The following is an 18,618-nucleotide window of genomic DNA, read 5'->3' as shown; positions in this document are numbered from 1 at the left end:
AAATAATAGCAGAGATAATGTTATTATAATGAAGTAAAAAAGAATTGTCATAGTTTTTGGACAAGATTCATATAATGTTGATAAAACAAGAAGGGCTTGGTGAGTATCTCATGACTAGGAAATTTTTTCAAGCTTTTGATTTTTCGTTTGAAGATTGTGAAGAACCAATAGTAATCGTGGATCATAGGTACCATGTTTTGCATGCAAATGAATTAGCTCAAAATCTATTACAAATAGAGGAAGATATCAATATTAGTAGTTGGTTTAATAAAGAATCTTATAAAACTTGGAAAAGAATAATTGAAAAGTCTAAAAGTCATTCGTATATAGCTGAGAAAATGACGATCGATACGATAAACTATAGAATTGAGGATATGAAAGTAACTAGTCACTATTCAGATGTATACGATTGGATTTTACTATGTTTTCATTATTCAGAAGCACCTATTAAAATTGAAAAACACTATGACATTGAAACAAAATATCAACGTGTATTTGATCAAACTGAAAATGGACTCGTATTAACAGATGTAGAAGGTAAAGTTATCGAAATTAATGAAGTGGCCGAAAAACTTCTTAATATTACAAGTAAAGGATTGATAGGTCAATATTCAAGCATATTATTAACACTATTCCCGAAAGATAGAAATAAAATTCATCGATTCTTTCATAAGTTGTTGAATGGTGGGAATGCGGAAGTAACGGTTCAGGTTCCTACCAAAAATGGTATTCGCTATGTACAATTAATGAGTAATTATGACAGTTTAGCTGATATCCATTTAACCATTATACGAGATGAAACAGAAAAAATAATGATGATTAAACAAATCGAGCATCAGCAAACCCTTCAAATGATAGGTGAAATGGCAGCAAGTATAGCGCATGAGATTAAGAATCCTATGACTTCTCTGAAAGGATTTACAGATTTGATGAAAATGACAGCAACCGATGAGAATAAACGCTATTTATCTGTTATCGATAGTGAAATTCAGAGAATCGAAAATATTGTCAATGAATTCTTAAATCTATCAAAACCTGGAGAGTATGAAATGCACATTTTTTCTATTGGTGAACTGATTGAACAAACGTTAGAGTTAATGAGACCTCAAGCATTGATGCAGGATGTTCATATTTTGTATGAAGAAAATATATTTGGTAATGATTCTATTTTAGGAAACAAAAATAAAATGAAACAAGTATTCATTAATTTGTTAAAGAACGCGATTGAAGTGATGTCTACTGGAGGTAATATTACGATTCATCGATATATAGATTATCAAAACCAAGTAACAATATCTATTAAAGATGAAGGGACAGGGATGTCTGAGCAACAATTACAAAATATCTTTTTACCATTTTATACAACAAAGCCAAAGGGAACTGGATTAGGTCTGCCTTTTGTGATAAAAACAGTAGAGGAACATAACGGCGAAATATTTGCGACAAGTAAAGAAGGGGAAGGAACTACGTTTGAACTTGTATTTCCTCTTGTTATAAAAAATAAAAAGAGCCAAGTTGCAGAGGATCATAAAATTAATATTCCTGAATTACAGGTTCAACGTAATCTTTATTATCCAGTATAGGAAAAAGCATTTTTGACAAAGCTTCTGAAGTATCGCTATAATGATTTTAAATTAAGATAATCAATATAGAGGATGAATATTATGGCATCAGAAGAAGTGAAACAATCGTTAAAATTATTTATAGTACTTTCAAGGGCAAATAAAGCTATTAATGAATGCACAAATCAATTTTTCCAAGATAATGGCTTAAATCCGACTGAATTTGCAGTGCTGGAATTACTTTACCATAAAGGCCGTCAACCGCTTCAAAAAATTGGTAGCAAAATATTGTTGGCAAGTGGTTCTATTACGTATGTGATTGATAAATTAGAGAAACGTGGTTATTTAGTTCGGGTTTCTTGTCCATCGGATCGTCGTATTACATATGCGGAGATAACAGATGAGGGTGCAAAATTTATGGACGAGCTTTTTCCAAAACATGAACAGCAACTGCACGAGTTAACAAATGCCTTATCTTCTGAAGAAAAAGATCAAGCGATAAAATTACTAAAAAAATTAGGATTATCGATTAAGGATTTATCGTATTAGTGTATGCGTGAAAAACGAGTGATGAATTGAAAAGACATCACTCGCTTTTTTCTATAGGAATACTTGACTGGTGAGAATAGTCAGCATGTCCACTAGGAAAAATTGAGGCAAATATGTGAGTATAAACGTGAAAATCCTAAATAAAAAGTTTTGGTTTAAAAACCATTTAAGTGGTAATAATAGGAATAGCAGTGATATTATATACAAGGTCAGCTATGAGAAAATATTATGTACTTCATAAGAAAAGCTACCCTTGTTGATGTTGAATGGGTAGCAGACTTAAATTTTAGCAATATTTCGAATTAAACAGCACTCGTAAATGCGCAGTGATATGTATAATAGGAAATTTATTTGCTATTTTTCGGCGGTATTTGCTAAAATCCGATAGCGCTTATGATTTACTACAGTTTTTTCTTCCATATCTAATTGGTTGAAGTTTTCCATGTAGGTGAGATTAACGATAACGGAGTTCTCATTCACTTTTTCAACAATACCTTGAAGACCATCACCAAATTCAATAATATTTCCAACTTCAGCTATTTTCATATAGTTCAGCCCCTTCGTCCACTAATACTTTACAGTTTGCCTTAAAATTGTTCGTTCGTAAAGTATTATATGTGGAGAATTTTATTTTTATTTTTGACAATATAGGAAAAGGAAGTTATTCAATATGAATGAGTACGAAAAAAAACTTGAAGATCTAAAGAATGGTACGATCAAAGAATTAGAAGTTGATAAGCATGATTTTTATGCTTTAAGAGAAGCTTTAGTTGAAAGAGAAGATTTCAAGCATTTTCGAGGGATTGCTCATCAAGGAGGCAATATCGTGTACGTTTACTTAGAAAAGGCTAGAAGTTGATATGTCGAATAATGTCGGAACTTTCATCTCCAAAAATGTGGGAATAATAGTATAATAATGTACATGAATTTTGCTGAAAGGAGGATGGTGTATGACTGAATCCATCTTAAAAAAGTTGGAGAAGACAAGAGAGAAAATGATTCGCTCTGGTATTGAGAACGGTTTTTCAAATGTTGAAACCATCCGCTTAAGTAAAAAGCTCGATCAATTATTAAATGCTTACCAAATGCAAAATAACCATGATACAAAGAAGGAGTATTCTAGAAATATCGAGTTGATCAAACAATGAAAATGAGCCGTTCTAAAATAATTTAAAATGGATAGTCTAATTAAAAAAATTAAGTATAAATATTTAAAAGGGTGAAATAGTAATAAAGAGTATAGCAACATTCTCATTTCCCCCTTTCTTTAGCAGATACATTTGTATCTGCTTTTTTTGAGGATAAAAATAAAAAAGGGCAACATTAAAATCTGTCCTTGATAAAAAAGCTAGGTATGTTTATCTTGATTCAGCAAATGTTTTATGCGACGAGAACATAGTGGCAGGATTTTGTATCAAAAGCGGGAGCGGCAGGTACAGAAGGCTCCCAAATTTGTTGTAAACGGATAAATTTTTTAAAGTTATACATATGTTTATTTCAACAAGTACATAGATCCGTTAAAAGCCTATAAAACTGGGCTGCGGTCGTTGGGAAGAGAATCGGCACTATAAATATTTTTAGGCTCTACATTTAACATAGAACCTAAAAATTCTGGTACAATGTGGATAACATTTTATCTTGATTCAGCGAATGTTTTATGTATCGAAAGAGTAGCGACAGGTATGGAAGATTCCCCCTCTATGGGTGGTGAGATGAATGCTTGTTTTTCGTAATTCAGCGAGTGTACAAACGCCTGCTGAATCAAGATAAAGCCTCCAGAGGATGTCACGAATTTTTGAAAAGGATTTTTCTGAGTCTGCTCGGAAAAATCCGGATGCTGGATAGCTGGAGGTGTAATTGATAGGAGGTTTTTCGATGATAAGCAATTGGTCAATAGGATTTATTGGTACAGGAGTAATGGGAGCAAGCATTGTTAAGCATTTATTGAAGGCAGGATATAGTGTACATATTTATTCTCGTACAAAGGCGAAAGCAGAGCCATTGATCGAATTGGGCGCCGAATGGTACAGTACTGCTGGAGAAGTGGCTAAGAACTCAGATATCATCTTTACAATGGTTGGCTATCCAAAAGATGTAGAGGATGTATATTTTGGCAATAAGGGCATATTTGCGATGGCTAAGCCTCGATCAATTGTTATCGATATGACAACTTCACAACCAACATTGGCGAAGAAAATTGCAGACCATGCTAAAGCTTTGCAATTGGACGCTTTAGATGCCCCTGTATCTGGAGGCGATATAGGTGCCCAAAACGGTACATTATCCATAATGGTTGGAGGAGAAAAAAATGTATTTGAAAAAGTCTTACCTCTTCTCCAAACGTTTGGAAAGAACATCGTCTACCAAGGACAAGCAGGAGCAGGACAGCACACAAAAATGTGTAACCAAATTGCTATTGCAACGAATATGATCGGTGTTTGTGAAGCAATTGCTTATGGTAAGAAGGCCGGATTAGATATTGACAAGGTTTTAGCATCTATATCAGCAGGGGCAGCCGGATCTTGGTCATTAAGTAATCTAGCACCTCGTATGGTAAAGGGAGATTTAGAGCCTGGCTTTTATATTAAACATTTTATCAAAGATATGCGGATCGCTTTGCAAGAAGCAGAGCTTATGCAACTTGAATTACCGGGTCTCGCACTAGCAAAACAAATGTATGATGAGCTATCTGCTAAAGGATATGATAATAACGGAACACAAGCGTTGATTAATTATTACGAATAATTGAAGAGGAGTTTTTTGAATATGGTTGATAGATGATAGATAGACTTCACCTCATTTGCTATAAGTAGAGTGAAATCATCCATGTTTACGATATATCTATGAAACTATTACGAAAGAACTATTTGGGATTGTAAGCAGAATATCGTATTTTTCAGTAATCATTAGTATGTTTTTTCATCACACGTGTTTATTTTACAAAAATTAGGAATACATATTCGGTGTAATCTTTGAAAAACTCTGTATTTTTAAGACCATTTATATAGATTGGAGCGGAGGCTTGCTCGACTCCCGCGGGAAAAGCGAATAGATGAGACCCCGCAGCGTAGCGAGGAGGCTCAGCATTCGCCCGCAGGAAAGCGAGCAAGCCGGAGAGGAAATCAACAAATCCCCCTATTTTTATGGATTAAATTGGATAATCAACACGCCTGTTTTTTCATCATTTATTAACAGACAGTAAAGTCGTTCACTTCAAGACATATGCAGTAAGCAGAAGGTAATAGAGGGATTCGCTGCCTGGTAAAAATCCGATCAGTTTAACTTATACACAGTGAGGGATGAAATGAAGAAAAAACTTACTATGCGAAATTTCACTTTAAGCAATAGTTCGTACGAATGTCACGAATTGTTATGTGACTAATCTTACAATTATGATACAATTGAAGTGATAAAGTAGTAATATTTTGGGAGGTTGACTGAATGAATGAAAATAAAGGGATATTACTAGAAAGCGGCACAAATGAACTTGAAATTGTCGAATTTGAAGTCGGCTCAAATAAATTTGGTATCAATGTTATTAAAGTGAAAGAAATCATTCAACCAATACCAGTGACTTTTCTTCCACATGCACATCCACATGTTGAAGGGATTATCCAATTACGTGGTGAAGTATTACCAGTAGTAGATATGAAAAAAGTTTTGGGATTAGTGAATTCATCCTACAGTGAACAACAAAAGTACATTGTTGCAGAATTTAATAAACAGCGGGTTGTTTTTCACGTGGATAATGTTACACAAATTCATCGATTCTCATGGGATCAAATTGAAAAACCATCAGACATGTATCAAGGCGGTAATTCACAAGTAATTGGTGTTATCAAGCGAGAAGATAGCATGTTGTTATTATTAGATTTTGAAAAAATCATGGTTGATATTAATCCTGATTCAGGTATTAATGTAGCATCTGTGAAGAAATTAGGTAAACGAGAACGTTCAGAAAAGAGAATTGTCATTGCGGAGGATTCGCCGTTATTACGAAAACTATTGCATGATACGATGCTCGAGGCAGGATATGAAAATGTTGAGTTTTTTGAAAATGGGAAAGATGCATTAGACTATCTATTAAGCATTGCCGAAAAAACAGATGATATTAGTCAATACGTTCAATTAATGGTAACAGATATTGAAATGCCTCAAATGGATGGCCATCATCTAACCAAACAGGTGAAATCAAACCCAGTCTTGAAAAAATTACCGGTCATCATCTTTTCAAGCTTAATTACGGATGATTTACGACATAAAGGTGAAGAAGTAGGGGCTGAAGATCAAATCAGTAAGCCAGAGATTGCGGAACTAATTTTAAAAGTAGATGAATATATTCTGTAAAAGTTGAAAAAACCGGATATCTGTTTCTTCTAGATTCCGGTTTTTATGTTATAAACTAGCATCAATGGCCATAAAAATAACTCGTTTTTTTATAATAATCATGTTTCTTTTTTTCATCATAAATTTTCTTTGGTGATAATCTGCTTGTTTTAGGCGATTGTTGAGAATATTCTAAATCTAAGAAATTCTTCAGTATACTCTTGGCAATATTAAGACTCATTTTTCTACGAGGATTGCGATATGTTTCATCAAGATGTCCTAAGTGGGGTAATCGTTTAAAGTCTTCCTTTTTCGGTAATGTGTGAAAATAATAATCGGCACATTTAATGACCACAGTGGATTGTTGTTGACTATAACGTGGGTTTTTGACAAAATGTAGACCTAACTTTTTAGCACGACCTAAATGAATCAATTTCTCGAGAGCTAGGCGTTTTAAGGTGTACAGTGGTTGATTATCGGGGGCTGTTTTTGCATGTTTGTTAATCGTATAAATAGCTGTAGCTATTTCTTCGTTTTTATACTGATTGTTCATGAAAAAACCTACCTTTCATAGAAAGTCAATAATATTGAATGCGAGGGGAATTTCTGATCATTCAATTTATAATATACTATGATAACAATATTATTATTCATTGTATATAGTCAGTGCTGAAGCAAAAGGATGTGATGAAGTGAAAATTGATCAGATAGCTGTTATTGATATAGGTTCGAACACGATTAGATTAGTGTTGTACAAGTATGATGTAAAACGAGGAATGAAAGAAATTGAAAATATTAAAGTAGTTGCTCGTTTGAGAAATTTTATATTACCAGATGGTCGATTATCAGATCAAGGTATCGCAGAGTTACAAACTATTTTAGAAACCTTTAAAGAAATGTTACATGACTATGGTATAGAAGATGTGTTAGCAACTGCAACCGCTGCTATTCGTCAAGCAACAAATGGTGTGGAAATTTTAGAGAAAATGAAAAAAGAGATCGGCATTGATATCAGGTTGTTGTCCGAAAAACAAGAAGCATTTTATGGATATTTTGCGGTTGTGCATACATTATCAACACCTTCAGCAGTTACGATCGATATGGGCGGAGGAAGTACTGAGGTTACATATTTTAAAGACAAAGAACTGGTGTATTCACACAGTTTTCCTTTTGGCTCAGTTTCGTTAAAACAACAATTTATGAAGGGTGATACGTTAACGAGCAAAGAGCGCCAAAGAATCTATCAGTTTGCGAAAGAACAATTTTTATCCTTAAGTTGGCTGGTAGGACTAGGGTTGCCTGTGATTGGCATCGGCGGTAGTGCACGTAATATGGCTAAAATGGATCAGCGTAAAAAAGACTATCCGATTTCAGGTATTCACCAATATAAAATGACAAAAGAGGATTTTGATGCGATTCGCTTAGAAATTGCGGAGTTAAGTTTTGAGGAGTTAAAACAACTCGATGGTTTATCCAGTGATAGGGCAGATATTATTGCGCCTGTATTAGAAGTTTTTCAAGCATTGATGGACGTTACCCAAAGTCCGATCTTTCAATTCAGTCGAAAAGGGCTAAGGGAAGGTCTAGTGATTGAAAAAATATTAAAAAAAGACCCCAATGCTTTTGATAAATACCATGTTTTTGAATCAAATGTAGACTTTTTAGCGCAAGAGTTTGGAAAATCAAAAGAACATAATGAGTATTTTACATCGCTCTGTGAAAAGGTATATCGAGAATTTTGCCAACATGATGCGTTACACTATTCTGATGAAGATCTTGCGACGTTAATACAAGCTGCAAAGTTATTTTATTTAGGAGAATACATTGATACAGATTCAGCAAGTCAGCATACATTTTATTTATTATCTAATCGTTCGATAGATGGTTTAAATCATAAAGATCGAGTACGTTTGGCCCTATTAGCATCCTACAAAAACAGGGATGAATTCAAAAGATATGTGACACCGTTTATGACATGGTTTACCGAAGCAGAGTTGAAGCAGATTCAAGGAATGGGGGCACTACTTAAATTTGCGTATGCTTTAGATGCGTCCAAACGAAAGATTGTACAAGATATTGAAATTGAACGAAAAGATCAAGGAATAGATATATTTATCCATACAAGAGGCAGTGCTTTAGCAGAAATATACAGAGTAAATCGGCAGAAAAAACATATCGATAGATTATTTCTGGAAAACGTCAATTTACATTTCATTGAAAGGGAAGGATAAATGATGGAAGCTACAAAAATAGATTTTGAGGAAATTGCCAAACCACAATATTACAATAATCGTGAGCTAAGCTGGCTAGCATTCAATGAACGGGTGTTGCAAGAGGCAGAAGATACGAATAATCCATTATTAGAAAGATTAAAGTTTTTAGCCATTTTCAGCTCCAATTTAGATGAGTTTTTTATGGTGAGAGTTGCAGGTCTTCAAGATCAAGTGAGAGCAGGTTTTCATAAACCAGAAAATAAGTCAGGACTTACACCGAAGGAACAGTTATCACGTATTTTTGAGCGGACAGCAGCACTTGTCGCACGACAAAACGAAGTGTATAAAGACTTGGTTTTAAAACAACTACCGAAAGAAAAAGTTTATTTAGAGCAATCAAGTAGTCTTAGCAAAGAACAAAAAGAGTTCTTAAATAAATATTTTGAAGAAATCATTTTCCCAGTACTGACACCTGTAGCAGTTGATGCATATCGTCCTTTCCCAACATTGCTTAGTAAAACGATGAATCTTATTGTACTGCTTGAGCATGAGGATGCAGAACCTGAATTCCGAGAAAAAATAGCAGTTGTTCAAGTGCCTTCCGTGTTAGAGCGTTTTATCCAAATTCCTTCTGCTCAAGATGAAATTCGGGGCGTTTTATTGGAAGATGTGATTACTGCAAACATCGATCAATTGTTTTTTGGCTATAAAGTAAAATCAGTCCAATCTTTCCGCTTGACGAGAAATGCAGATTTAACAATTCATGAAGAGGGTGCAAGAGATCTTCTTGTTGAAATCGAAAAAGAATTGAAAAAGAGAAAATGGGGCGCTGTCAGCCGTATTGAGGTTCGAGCAGGCGAGATGGATGAAGATGTTTTACAATACTTACTGAAAGTTTTAGAAGACTGGGAAGCAGATGTATACAACATAGATTGCCCATTAGATTTAACTTTCTTATTCTCTTTCTGCAAAGTGATTGGTGAGGGAAGAGAATATCTAGAATATGAAAGTTTTATACCGCAAGCGCCTTTAGATTTACAATCAGATGAAGATTTATTTGAAAAAGCATTAACGCAAGATCTATTTTTCCATCATCCATATGAATCATTTGCGCCAATTGTTGATTTTGTTACAGAGGCTTCTGTTGATCCAAGCGTTCTTGCGATCAAACAAACATTATACCGGGTAAGCGGTAATTCCCCTGTCATTCAAGCGTTGAAACAGGCAGCAGAAAACGGCAAGCAAGTTACGGTTTTAGTAGAGTTAAAAGCACGATTTGATGAAGAGAACAATGTGCATTGGGCAAAAGAGCTAGAACAAGCAGGCTGTTTGGTGATTTATGGCATGCATAATCTAAAAACGCATTCTAAAATTACGTTAGTCGTTCGTAAACGCAGAGGAAGGATTGAGCGTTTCGTCCATTTAGGAACGGGAAATTATAATGATGCCACTGCGAAAATTTATACAGATATGGGGATTATTACGACAAATAAAAAAATCGGGATCGATGCAACGAATTTCTTTAACTATTTAAGTGGATATACTGAAAAGCCAAACTTCCATCATCTTGTTGTTTCACCATTTGATATTCGAAACGAATTTATCAGATTGATCGATGAAGAAATTGCATGCCACAAGAAATATGGCAAAGGACATATCCGTGCAAAAATGAATTCTTTAACAGATAAAGAGTTGATCATGAAATTGTACGAAGCTTCTATTGTGGGAGTTAAAGTCGACTTAGTCATTCGTGGAATTTGTTGTTTAAAACCAGGTGTACCAGGTATTAGTGAGAATATTACGGTTACAAGCATTGTTGGAAGATTTTTGGAACATTCACGCATTTACTGGTTCAGTCATAATGGAGAAAATCGATTATATCTATCTTCTGCAGATATGATGACGCGAAATATGGTTAAGCGGGTTGAAATTCTATTCCCGATTTTTGATACAGGAATCAAAAAAAGAATCATAAAAATCTTAAAAACTCAATTAAACGATAATGTAAAGGCACGCGTTCAGGGTCCAGATGGTGTTTATCGCTATAAAGAAAAGAAGGATTCTGAACGGTTGATTAATAGCCAAGAAATCTTCTTAAAAGAAGCTTTCCATGGACTGATCGATGAGGAGTAAAAGAAACAGCATTTATCCAGATATCCAAATCCTTTAGAAAATTGGCGATAAAAGTATCAACTGAAGGCAATTTGAACCTATTCTACAAAATGGGCGAGAGTTGTTCAAAAAAACTATAAAAAGAAAAGCGCAGAGCATCAGCATTGTACAAAATGTTAATGTTCTGTGCTTTTTTTAGAATCTACGTAGCATGTCACAGAGCATTCTTAAAAGTAGGAGATAAGAGTAGTGGGGCTGTAAAAAATTCAATTAGTTCAAAGTGCCTGCAGTAGAGAATGAAGAAAGTCCTCCATATAAGAAGTTTCACTTTACCTTTTATACTGTTTCTGACATGACGTGAACCTTTTAAAGATTTTTTATTCAAAAATATTTAGTGTGAAGCTAAATTCCTATTTTTTGAACAATCTAATTGAGGCATTTTAATCATATTAGTAACATTTGCATGAAATAATTTAATGATTTCACTATTTTTTATATAAATTTTACTTGAAATCTATTATGATAGGAATATAGTTTATGTTTTCATTGGGAGGCATTACATGAAAAAAACAACTTTAGACCTGATAGCTTTACGAAAATTAGCTGATTATAATAGTCGAATAGATTCTAATGCTTTAACTTTGTTGATTCATAGATTGAAAGATAAATTTTATATTACTTTTGCCAGTGATCGTTGTCAAAAGCAATTTGGAAATCTCCTAGAAGATAGGCAATTGGCAGAGAACTACTTGCCAAATGAAGTTTGGTCAACACTAAAAACATTACTATTAAGTATGAATAGTAATATCATGACTAAGGATATAGATAATGATCATAAAGTAACCGTACTAGTTGAGCAAGAGGAACAAAATTTTTATTATTATTGCACCATACATAAGGAAGAACAAGGTCCGTTATTCAATGCCTTGTTTGAACATAATTTAGATCCAATTGTAATGATTACACCAGATAGTACTATTTTAAATACAAATAATGCAGCAAAGGCAAAATTTGGTTACAAAAATGCCAATGTGACTGGTAATTCCTTATATGATTTTATCCCATTTTTTTCGAAGAATGCGATTCAAAAATTAATTGAAGACACTGTTGCTTTACATAAGCCTATTGAATTAACTAATTGTGGTATTAAGACAATTGCAGGAAGAACTTTAATGATTGTTGTTAGAAGTATACCGATTATAGAACATCAAACGATTAGCAAAATATTATTGTTATTGCGTGATGTCACATCTTATAGCGAAGAAACCTCATATGTATCCTATCATGATCAATTAACGGGAGCTTGGAATAATAAAGCGCTTTCTGAACATTTTCTGAATGATATTAAAATTGCCAAGCAAAAAAACAAAAAAATAGCCGTAATGGCGATAGATTTAGATCGTTTTAAAAAAATTAATGAAACGTATGGATCTTCTATAGGAGATCACATTTTATGTGAAGTAGTCAATCGCATCTCTAAAATAACAAACGATTGTGGACATTTGTATAGACAAAATGGTGATAATTTTATATTTGTTTTACAAAATGCTACAAATGAACGTATACAGTTTTTTGCTACACAAATAATGGATATTATTAAAGAACCATTTATTGTAGAAGAGTTAGAAATATCTATTTCAACATCCATTGGTATTTCAACCTTTCCAAATGATGGCGGAAATATTGATGAACTTCTTAGAAAATCAAGTCAGGCCCAACTCTATGTGAAAGAACGAGGAAGGTCAGGATACCATTTCTATCAAAATAATATGGAAGATCAATTTCAAAATACAGCACTGATGGAAGCGCATTTGCGTAGAGCGATAGAAAAAAAAGAACTAATATTATATTATCAGCCACAAATTGATTTGGAAACAGGAAAAATTACAAGTTGCGAAGCATTACTTCGATGGCAAAATCCTAAATTTGGATTTGTGTCACCTGGACAATTTATTCCGATAGCGGAGGATTCAGGTCTGATTATTGAAATTGGGAACTGGGTAATAGAGCAAGCATGCAAACAGTTAAGAGAATGGAAAAAACTAGGCATTTCGAATATAAGAATTGCTGTGAATATTTCGCCTAAACAATTTAAAGAAGATACGTTAGCATCTAAAATTTTTCAGTATTTGAAAGAGTATGACATAGATCCTAAAATGCTGGAAATCGAAATTACAGAAAGCTCAATGACTGATGAAGAAGATACAATGACCATATTGAAACAGCTTAAAAGCATGGGGCTTATTATTTCAATCGATGATTTTGGTACAGGCTATTCTTCTTTGAGCTATATCAAAAGATACCCGATTGATATCATTAAAATTGATCAATCATTTATTCGAGATATGGATAATGATGAAAAAGATCGAGCGATTGCTAAGACGATTGTTCACCTAGCTCACAGTCTTGGGCTAGATGTTATCGCAGAAGGTGTAGAGAAAGAAGAACATGTTAGATTTTTGAAGGAGTATCAGTGCAAAAAAGCTCAAGGGTTCTTATTTAGCAAACCAGTATCGGTAGAACAACTTATGAAAGTAGTATCATTAACCTAAAAATTTTTTAAATCTTTTTATTTGAATCAATTTCATAATGCAAAATTCAGATAAAAAAACACGAACATTTTAAATCAACATGAACATTAATATTCAGAAATTTTTGTTTCGCTCCAGACGGCGCTTTCCACGGGCTTGGCTTCAATCTCCTCGGGTCGACACGATGTTGACCCCGAAGCCGTTGCCACAGGACGTGGCGAACTTAGGCTTTGTCCCTTCAATCGTTCCTGCGGGGCTTTCAGCTCAAGCTTTTCCCGTAGGACTTTGAATAAACTTCCTGAACTAACACCGCACGAAGAAAATGCATGCATTTTCAAGGAGTCGCCGTCTTCCGCTCCACAATTATCAAAATTAGTTATTATTAAATGTTCGTATTTTTAAGAAGAAAATGATTTATGAAATTGATTCATTTAAAAGAATGTTTATAGATTTTTTACTGAGATATGGGGAAACTTCTAAAAAATCTTTTTCTACAAAATAATACTGCAACTAATTAGTAAGAATCGGTTTAATTTTACTTTTTAAAGTATGATTGAGCCGATTTTTGTTTAGCGAGTAAGCCTTTCTATTTTATGGATTGGAATGGAAGATTGCTTGAGATTTCAAAAATACATACGTCTTTCCTTCGTTAGTCGATTCGGAGAAGTCCATTTACTGTCTCACAGGAAAGTGAGCAATCCGTAGTCAGAAATCAGATCATAAACCCATCTAGTGTCATATAAGAACCATGAATAAAGTAAAACAAATAAAGCCATACTAAAGAAAAAAGAAAGAGGTTTTTCTAATGGGTATATGGACTTGGCCTTTAATCTTTGTTGTTATACTGATTAGTGCTGTTTCATTTATTTGGACTTTACGTATTGCGAAAAAACAAGAAGCGCAAAATGGCTCTTATGATGAATCTTACTCAAAAACAGTTGAGAATAATCCAACGATGTTAAATCCAATTATATGGTGTTACATTATTTCAGGCATTTTTATGGGGATTGTCATCATTTACTATATCGTATTATACAAATAAAATTTAATGGCTCTTCGTAAAAAGCAAGAGTTGATTTTATCATGTAGTGTAGATGGACTGAGGCAGAGCCAGTTGACTTCTAGGGGGGAGATTAATGACTTATCAAATGCTCCTTGGAAAGTACGCTGGCAGAGCACAGGTCAACCTCAAGTTACGATGATAAGCCAATTCAATAGACATGTAACTTTTGATGGAATATGAAAAGATTGTAAACGCTTTAAGTGCTCCAATGGAAATCTTTGAATAATATATGGTAAGATGAAATTGAAGTTTTTTGTTCAATTTTGAGCAAGTGAAGGAGTAGAATATTATGATTTCTATGACTAGCAAAGATTTCCTTGAGTTACCCATAGCTGATTTGATTATATCTTCTGAAAAAGTTGCACATGTGCAATTAGGAAATAATGCAGAACATGCTTTACTTGTACTTACGAAAACGGGCTATTCTTCTATACCAGTGTTGGATACACAATATTGTCTTCACGGTTTACTTAGTATGCGTATGATTACAGAATCTATATTAGGATTAGATCATATTGAATTCGAGAAATTAAACGATATAAAAGTAGATGATATTATGGACAAGAAAGTAGCAACACTTAATATTCATGACAAATTTCAAAAAGCGTTAGACTTAGTCATTAACCATGCTTTCTTATGTGTTTTAGATAATGAAGAAAAATTTGTAGGGATTATGACGAGACGTGTTATTTTAAAACAATTAAAAAAATATATCTATCAAGTTAGTTATTAATATTGGAGATTGAGAGGGTCTGTTGAAAAAGCCTCTATAGTTCCAAAAATGATTCCACTATTTGGTGAAAATCTGCTCACTCTTATGTATAGAATTGAGCAGATTTTTTGATTTGGTAAATGTTTGAAAAAATAGAAACGACGCTTCTTTGAAAGTGCGTTCCTATTTTTTTCTAAAATGTTTATTCAAGGATATAAAATATGATTTAAGGATATTTGGCTATTGTATTTTCCTTAATGAGAACGTTAGAATTGATAATTCCTCTATTCTGTATAAAGATAAGTATATGACTGAATTTTATAAGGGGAGGTCCTTTGGATGACAACAACAGAGGCTCAAATCATCAAAGTGCTTTCTGAAGAAGGAAATATGCGCAAGGCGGCGGAACGATTATTTTTGTCTCAGCCTGCACTATCCCAGCGTTTACAATCAATTGAAAAGGATTGGAGTGCTCAGCTTTTTATACGCTCACAAAAGGGATTGGCACCTACCCCTGCGGGTGAACTTGTCATTCAATTTGCTAAAGAAATGATCGTCAAAAAAGAAGAAATATATGAGACTATTCAATCCTTAAATTCCAAGGTGCATGGTACATTGAAAATTGCTTGTGCATCTATTGTTGGACACACTTGGTTGCCAAAAGTGTTAAAAGATTTTGTGACACAATATCCAGATGCTAAAATATCACTGATTACAGGGTGGAGCTCAGAAATCGTTAAATCACTTTATGAGGGTGAAGCGCATGTTGGGATTGTACGTGGTCACACGGATTGGAAAGGATCAAAGCAACATCTTTTTAGGGATACATTATACTTAGTAGATACAGAAATCACTTGTTTAGACGATGTTTATAAAACGGATAGACCTTTTATCCAATTCAAAAGTGATTCAAATTATTATCAAGAGATTCAACAATGGTGGCAACGGCATTTTCCATCTAATCCTCGCCATCAAATTACGGTTGATCAAATTGAAACTTGTAAACAAATGGCATTGAATGGAATTGGCTATGCCATTTTGCCATCGATTACGTTAAGTGGTCAAGAAGAAGTGAATAAAATTCAACTGACGAATAACGAAGAAAAATTTGAACTGACTCGTGATACATGGTTGATCGGCTATGAGTCATCATTTGAGCTTAGACAAGTGGCTGCTTTTGTGAAACTAGTGAAAAAACATGCAGAGTGTTTGTATGATTATTCAAAAAACAAATGAAATATTCCTGTTTTTCGTGTACAATAAGGGCATATTTTCAAGATTATAGGGGGAATTGTTGAATGCAAAAATTAAACGCACAAGAAATCATTTCATATCTAGCAAATGCTAAGAAAGCAACACCAGTAAAAGTATATGTGAAAGGTGAAAATGTCTCATCATTAGCATTTGGAGAAAACAGCCAAGTTTTTGGAGAAGGCAATTCTGTTGTTGTATTTGGTGAATGGGCAGAAATTCAACAAACATTAGAAGCACATAAAGATGTTGTCAAGGATTATGTGGTTGAGAATGATCGCCGTAATTCAGCAGTTCCAACTTTAGATTTAAAAGAAGTGAACGCACGTATCGAACCAGGTGCCATTATTCGTGACCAAGTAACAATTGGAAATAATGCGGTTATTATGATGGGAAGCGTTATTAATATTGGTGCTGAGATTGGGGATCGCTCAATGATCGATATGAATGCTGTATTGGGTGGCCGTGCAACAGTGGGGAAAGATTGTCACATTGGTGCAGGTGCTGTTCTTGCAGGTGTTATTGAGCCACCAAGCGCAGATCCAGTCGTTATTGAAGATAATGTGATGATTGGGGCAAATGCGGTCGTTTTAGAGGGCTGCCGAATTGGTGAAGGTGCTGTTGTGGCAGCGGGTGCCATTGTTACAAAAGATGTACCTCCATATACTGTCGTAGTCGGTGCACCAGCAAAAGTCATTAAAGAAATCGATGAAAAAACAAAATCCAAAACAGAAATTATGCAAGATCTTCGTCAATTATAAGAGGTGTTGAAACGATGAAGTCCTTATTGGAAATTAGAAGGGATTTACATAAAATTCCTGAAATAGGTTTTCAGGAAAAAAAGACACATCAATATTTGCTTACTATCATTGAACAATTATGGAAGCCTTATTTTAAAATTGATACGTGGAAAACAGGTATCATTGTTACAATCGCAGGGAAAAATCCCCAATTGAAGGTTGGCTGGCGTACAGATATTGATGCATTACCGATTACGGAAAATACGGGTTTGCCATATGCATCAGAACACCCAGGATTTATGCATGCATGCGGACATGATTTCCATATGACTATTGCGCTTGGGCTAGTGGCAGCTTTTTCTCAACAACAGCCTGAAAATACGATTATCGTTTATTTTCAACCTGCTGAAGAAGGTCCTGGTGGTGCAAAACCTATGCTTGAATGGATGCAAAAAGAACGTCCAGATTTAGTACCTAACTATATTTTTGCGATGCACATTGCACCAGAGTATCCGGTTGGAACGGTAGCTACAAGACCGGGTATGTTATTTGCCAATACATCTGAATTGTTTATCGATCTTCATGGAGTAGGTGGACATGCTGCATATCCGCATCTTACAAAGGATATGTCAGTAGCAGCTGCCAATTTAATGATTCAGCTGCAAACGATTATTAGTCGTAATTTGAATCCGTTAGATAGTGGTGTGATTACAATAGGAAAGATGACCTCAGGCTATGTCCAAAATGTTATTGCAGAAAATGCGCGTTTAGAGGGTACGATCCGTACAATGTCCGCAGAATCTATGTCGCTCATTAAAAAACGTATCGAAGCATTGTGTAAAGCAACGGAGATTGCTTTTGAATGTAAAGTGGAAATCGACTATGGTTCATCCTATTATCAAGTGTATAATCAAGAGCAATGTGCGAAAGCATTATTAGCATGTGCTGAAGAAACTGCAGGAGTAGTTGCTTATGAATGCCCTCCTGCAATGACCGGTGAAGACTTCGGATTCTTCTTAAAAGATATTCCGGGTGCGATGTTCTGGGGAGGCGCCAATACAGAGTTTGGTTTACACCATGCCTCTATTCAACCAGATGAAGATCTAATTGAGGTAAATGTTCGATTTGTTGAACAATTTTTACGTCACTATGGTTTGCCCCGCTTTAACAGGCAGTAGAGTTCCCACATTGAGACTTAAGAAGAAAACAGGGAAAATATGTGGGAACAACTGCCTGTAAAAGTCCGATTGGTTTAACTAACACTCAGTGGAGATAAGGAACCCCCTCTGAGTGAAGTATCACTATCCCCCATGTTAACGGGCAGTAAGTCTCCACATCAAGGCACAAGTAGCACCCATAGCCTATATCAGGATTTAAAAGCATCTGCCTTGAATGAAATCCATCATTGAAAAGCAAAAGAGTATAATTCAGTATCATCAAACTGAATTGTACTCTTTTTTCATAGACGATGATGGTGCATGTATCGACCGAGGCATAGGTTTTCTGTACAAAAACCTTTTTTATGTATAAGTGAGCAATCGTTCGTGATAGTTTACTTT

The 18,618-nt window shown here is 34.5% G+C and carries 16 protein-coding genes; 14 read left to right on the top strand and 2 right to left on the bottom strand.

The genetic code is table 11. The annotated features are described in order from the left end of the window. The first annotated feature begins 110 nt into the window (after positions 1–110). Both FEU33_RS11710 and FEU33_RS11705 read left to right on the top strand, forming a co-directional pair. Positions 111–1,583 carry an ATP-binding protein gene (locus FEU33_RS11710; protein WP_186731391.1) on the top strand — a complete coding sequence of 491 codons (1,473 nt, stop codon included), beginning with the start codon at positions 111–113 and terminating at the stop codon, positions 1,581–1,583. Positions 1,584–1,664: 81 nt separating this feature from the next. Beyond that, entirely contained in the window at positions 1,665–2,111 is a 447-nt protein-coding gene (locus FEU33_RS11705) for a MarR family winged helix-turn-helix transcriptional regulator (protein WP_146549542.1), read from the top strand. A gap of 354 nt (positions 2,112–2,465) precedes the next feature. Here FEU33_RS11705 and FEU33_RS11700 read toward each other — a convergent pair whose 3' ends face one another. After that, entirely contained in the window at positions 2,466–2,657 is a 192-nt protein-coding gene (locus tag FEU33_RS11700) for a YkvS family protein (RefSeq protein ID WP_146549541.1), read from the bottom strand. 124 nt (positions 2,658–2,781) lie between these two features. On the opposite strand from FEU33_RS11700, the gene FEU33_RS11695 reads away from it, so the two are divergent. The 4 genes from FEU33_RS11695 (at position 2,782) to FEU33_RS11680 (ending at position 6,458) form a co-directional block, all read left to right on the top strand. Then, a complete protein-coding gene (locus FEU33_RS11695) occupies positions 2,782–2,970 on the top strand; it encodes a hypothetical protein (RefSeq protein ID WP_146549540.1) in 189 nt (62 codons plus the stop codon). Positions 2,971–3,061: 91 nt separating this feature from the next. Beyond that, the gene (locus FEU33_RS11690) at positions 3,062–3,259 is read left to right on the top strand and encodes an aspartyl-phosphate phosphatase Spo0E family protein (RefSeq protein ID WP_146549539.1); all 198 of its coding nucleotides are present in this window, start codon (positions 3,062–3,064) and stop codon (positions 3,257–3,259) included. A gap of 727 nt (positions 3,260–3,986) precedes the next feature. Continuing rightward, on the top strand, positions 3,987–4,856 hold the full coding sequence (locus FEU33_RS11685) for an NAD(P)-dependent oxidoreductase (RefSeq protein WP_186731390.1): 870 nt from the start codon (positions 3,987–3,989) through the stop codon (positions 4,854–4,856). A 696-nt stretch (positions 4,857–5,552) separates the two neighbouring features. After that, positions 5,553–6,458 (top strand): chemotaxis protein, encoded by a 906-nt coding sequence (locus FEU33_RS11680; protein WP_146549538.1) that lies wholly within the window; start codon positions 5,553–5,555, stop codon positions 6,456–6,458. 61 nt (positions 6,459–6,519) lie between these two features. On the opposite strand, the gene FEU33_RS11675 is transcribed toward FEU33_RS11680, so the two are convergent. Next, a complete protein-coding gene (locus FEU33_RS11675; protein ID WP_146549537.1) occupies positions 6,520–6,990 on the bottom strand; it encodes a YkyB family protein in 471 nt (156 codons plus the stop codon). Positions 6,991–7,129: 139 nt separating this feature from the next. On the opposite strand from FEU33_RS11675, the gene FEU33_RS11670 reads away from it, so the two are divergent. From FEU33_RS11670 to FEU33_RS11635, 8 genes are all read left to right on the top strand, one after another. Beyond that, positions 7,130–8,668, top strand: coding sequence for a Ppx/GppA family phosphatase (locus tag FEU33_RS11670; RefSeq protein WP_244951014.1), 1,539 nt, complete (start codon positions 7,130–7,132; stop codon positions 8,666–8,668). A 3-nt stretch (positions 8,669–8,671) separates the two neighbouring features. Then, the gene (locus FEU33_RS11665; protein WP_146549536.1) at positions 8,672–10,783 is read left to right on the top strand and encodes an RNA degradosome polyphosphate kinase; all 2,112 of its coding nucleotides are present in this window, start codon (positions 8,672–8,674) and stop codon (positions 10,781–10,783) included. Between the two features lie 539 nt (positions 10,784–11,322). Next, complete coding sequence (locus FEU33_RS11660) at positions 11,323–13,314, top strand: sensor domain-containing protein (RefSeq protein WP_146549535.1); 1,992 nt, start codon at positions 11,323–11,325, stop codon at positions 13,312–13,314. Positions 13,315–14,098: 784 nt separating this feature from the next. Then, positions 14,099–14,335, top strand: a complete 237-nt coding sequence (locus FEU33_RS11655; RefSeq protein WP_146549534.1) for a short-chain dehydrogenase — start codon at positions 14,099–14,101, stop codon at positions 14,333–14,335. A 310-nt stretch (positions 14,336–14,645) separates the two neighbouring features. Further along, the gene (gene cbpB / locus FEU33_RS11650) at positions 14,646–15,089 is read left to right on the top strand and encodes a cyclic-di-AMP-binding protein CbpB (protein ID WP_146549533.1); all 444 of its coding nucleotides are present in this window, start codon (positions 14,646–14,648) and stop codon (positions 15,087–15,089) included. A 318-nt stretch (positions 15,090–15,407) separates the two neighbouring features. Continuing rightward, positions 15,408–16,304: a transcriptional regulator CcpC gene (locus tag FEU33_RS11645; RefSeq protein WP_146549532.1), complete on the top strand. Its 897-nt coding sequence runs from the start codon at positions 15,408–15,410 to the stop codon at positions 16,302–16,304. A 62-nt stretch (positions 16,305–16,366) separates the two neighbouring features. Beyond that, complete coding sequence (dapD, locus tag FEU33_RS11640) at positions 16,367–17,080, top strand: 2,3,4,5-tetrahydropyridine-2,6-dicarboxylate N-acetyltransferase (protein WP_146549531.1); 714 nt, start codon at positions 16,367–16,369, stop codon at positions 17,078–17,080. A 14-nt stretch (positions 17,081–17,094) separates the two neighbouring features. Then, positions 17,095–18,237, top strand: coding sequence for an N-acetyldiaminopimelate deacetylase (locus FEU33_RS11635; RefSeq protein WP_146549530.1), 1,143 nt, complete (start codon positions 17,095–17,097; stop codon positions 18,235–18,237). Positions 18,238–18,618: the final 381 nt, after the last annotated feature.

This window comes from Rummeliibacillus suwonensis, from assembly GCF_007896435.1.
Classification (GTDB): domain Bacteria; phylum Bacillota; class Bacilli; order Bacillales_A; family Planococcaceae; genus Rummeliibacillus; species Rummeliibacillus suwonensis.
This window is presented reverse-complemented; position numbering and strand designations above follow the sequence as displayed.

Excerpts from the sequence above, each read along its gene's own strand:
- FEU33_RS11710 (WP_186731391.1), top strand. The coding sequence starts at position 111 with ATGACTAGGAAATTTTTTCAAGCTTTTGATTTTTCGTTTGAAGATTGT.
- FEU33_RS11705 (WP_146549542.1), top strand. The coding sequence starts at position 1,665 with ATGGCATCAGAAGAAGTGAAACAATCGTTAAAATTATTTATAGTACTT.
- FEU33_RS11700 (WP_146549541.1), bottom strand. The coding sequence starts at position 2,657 with ATGAAAATAGCTGAAGTTGGAAATATTATTGAATTTGGTGATGGTCTT.
- FEU33_RS11695 (WP_146549540.1), top strand. The coding sequence starts at position 2,782 with ATGAATGAGTACGAAAAAAAACTTGAAGATCTAAAGAATGGTACGATC.
- FEU33_RS11690 (WP_146549539.1), top strand. The coding sequence starts at position 3,062 with ATGACTGAATCCATCTTAAAAAAGTTGGAGAAGACAAGAGAGAAAATG.
- FEU33_RS11685 (WP_186731390.1), top strand. The coding sequence starts at position 3,987 with ATGATAAGCAATTGGTCAATAGGATTTATTGGTACAGGAGTAATGGGA.
- FEU33_RS11680 (WP_146549538.1), top strand. The coding sequence starts at position 5,553 with ATGAATGAAAATAAAGGGATATTACTAGAAAGCGGCACAAATGAACTT.
- FEU33_RS11675 (WP_146549537.1), bottom strand. The coding sequence starts at position 6,990 with ATGAACAATCAGTATAAAAACGAAGAAATAGCTACAGCTATTTATACG.
- FEU33_RS11665 (WP_146549536.1), top strand. The coding sequence starts at position 8,672 with ATGGAAGCTACAAAAATAGATTTTGAGGAAATTGCCAAACCACAATAT.
- FEU33_RS11660 (WP_146549535.1), top strand. The coding sequence starts at position 11,323 with ATGAAAAAAACAACTTTAGACCTGATAGCTTTACGAAAATTAGCTGAT.
- FEU33_RS11655 (WP_146549534.1), top strand. The coding sequence starts at position 14,099 with ATGGGTATATGGACTTGGCCTTTAATCTTTGTTGTTATACTGATTAGT.
- cbpB (WP_146549533.1), top strand. The coding sequence starts at position 14,646 with ATGATTTCTATGACTAGCAAAGATTTCCTTGAGTTACCCATAGCTGAT.
- FEU33_RS11645 (WP_146549532.1), top strand. The coding sequence starts at position 15,408 with ATGACAACAACAGAGGCTCAAATCATCAAAGTGCTTTCTGAAGAAGGA.
- dapD (WP_146549531.1), top strand. The coding sequence starts at position 16,367 with ATGCAAAAATTAAACGCACAAGAAATCATTTCATATCTAGCAAATGCT.
- FEU33_RS11635 (WP_146549530.1), top strand. The coding sequence starts at position 17,095 with ATGAAGTCCTTATTGGAAATTAGAAGGGATTTACATAAAATTCCTGAA.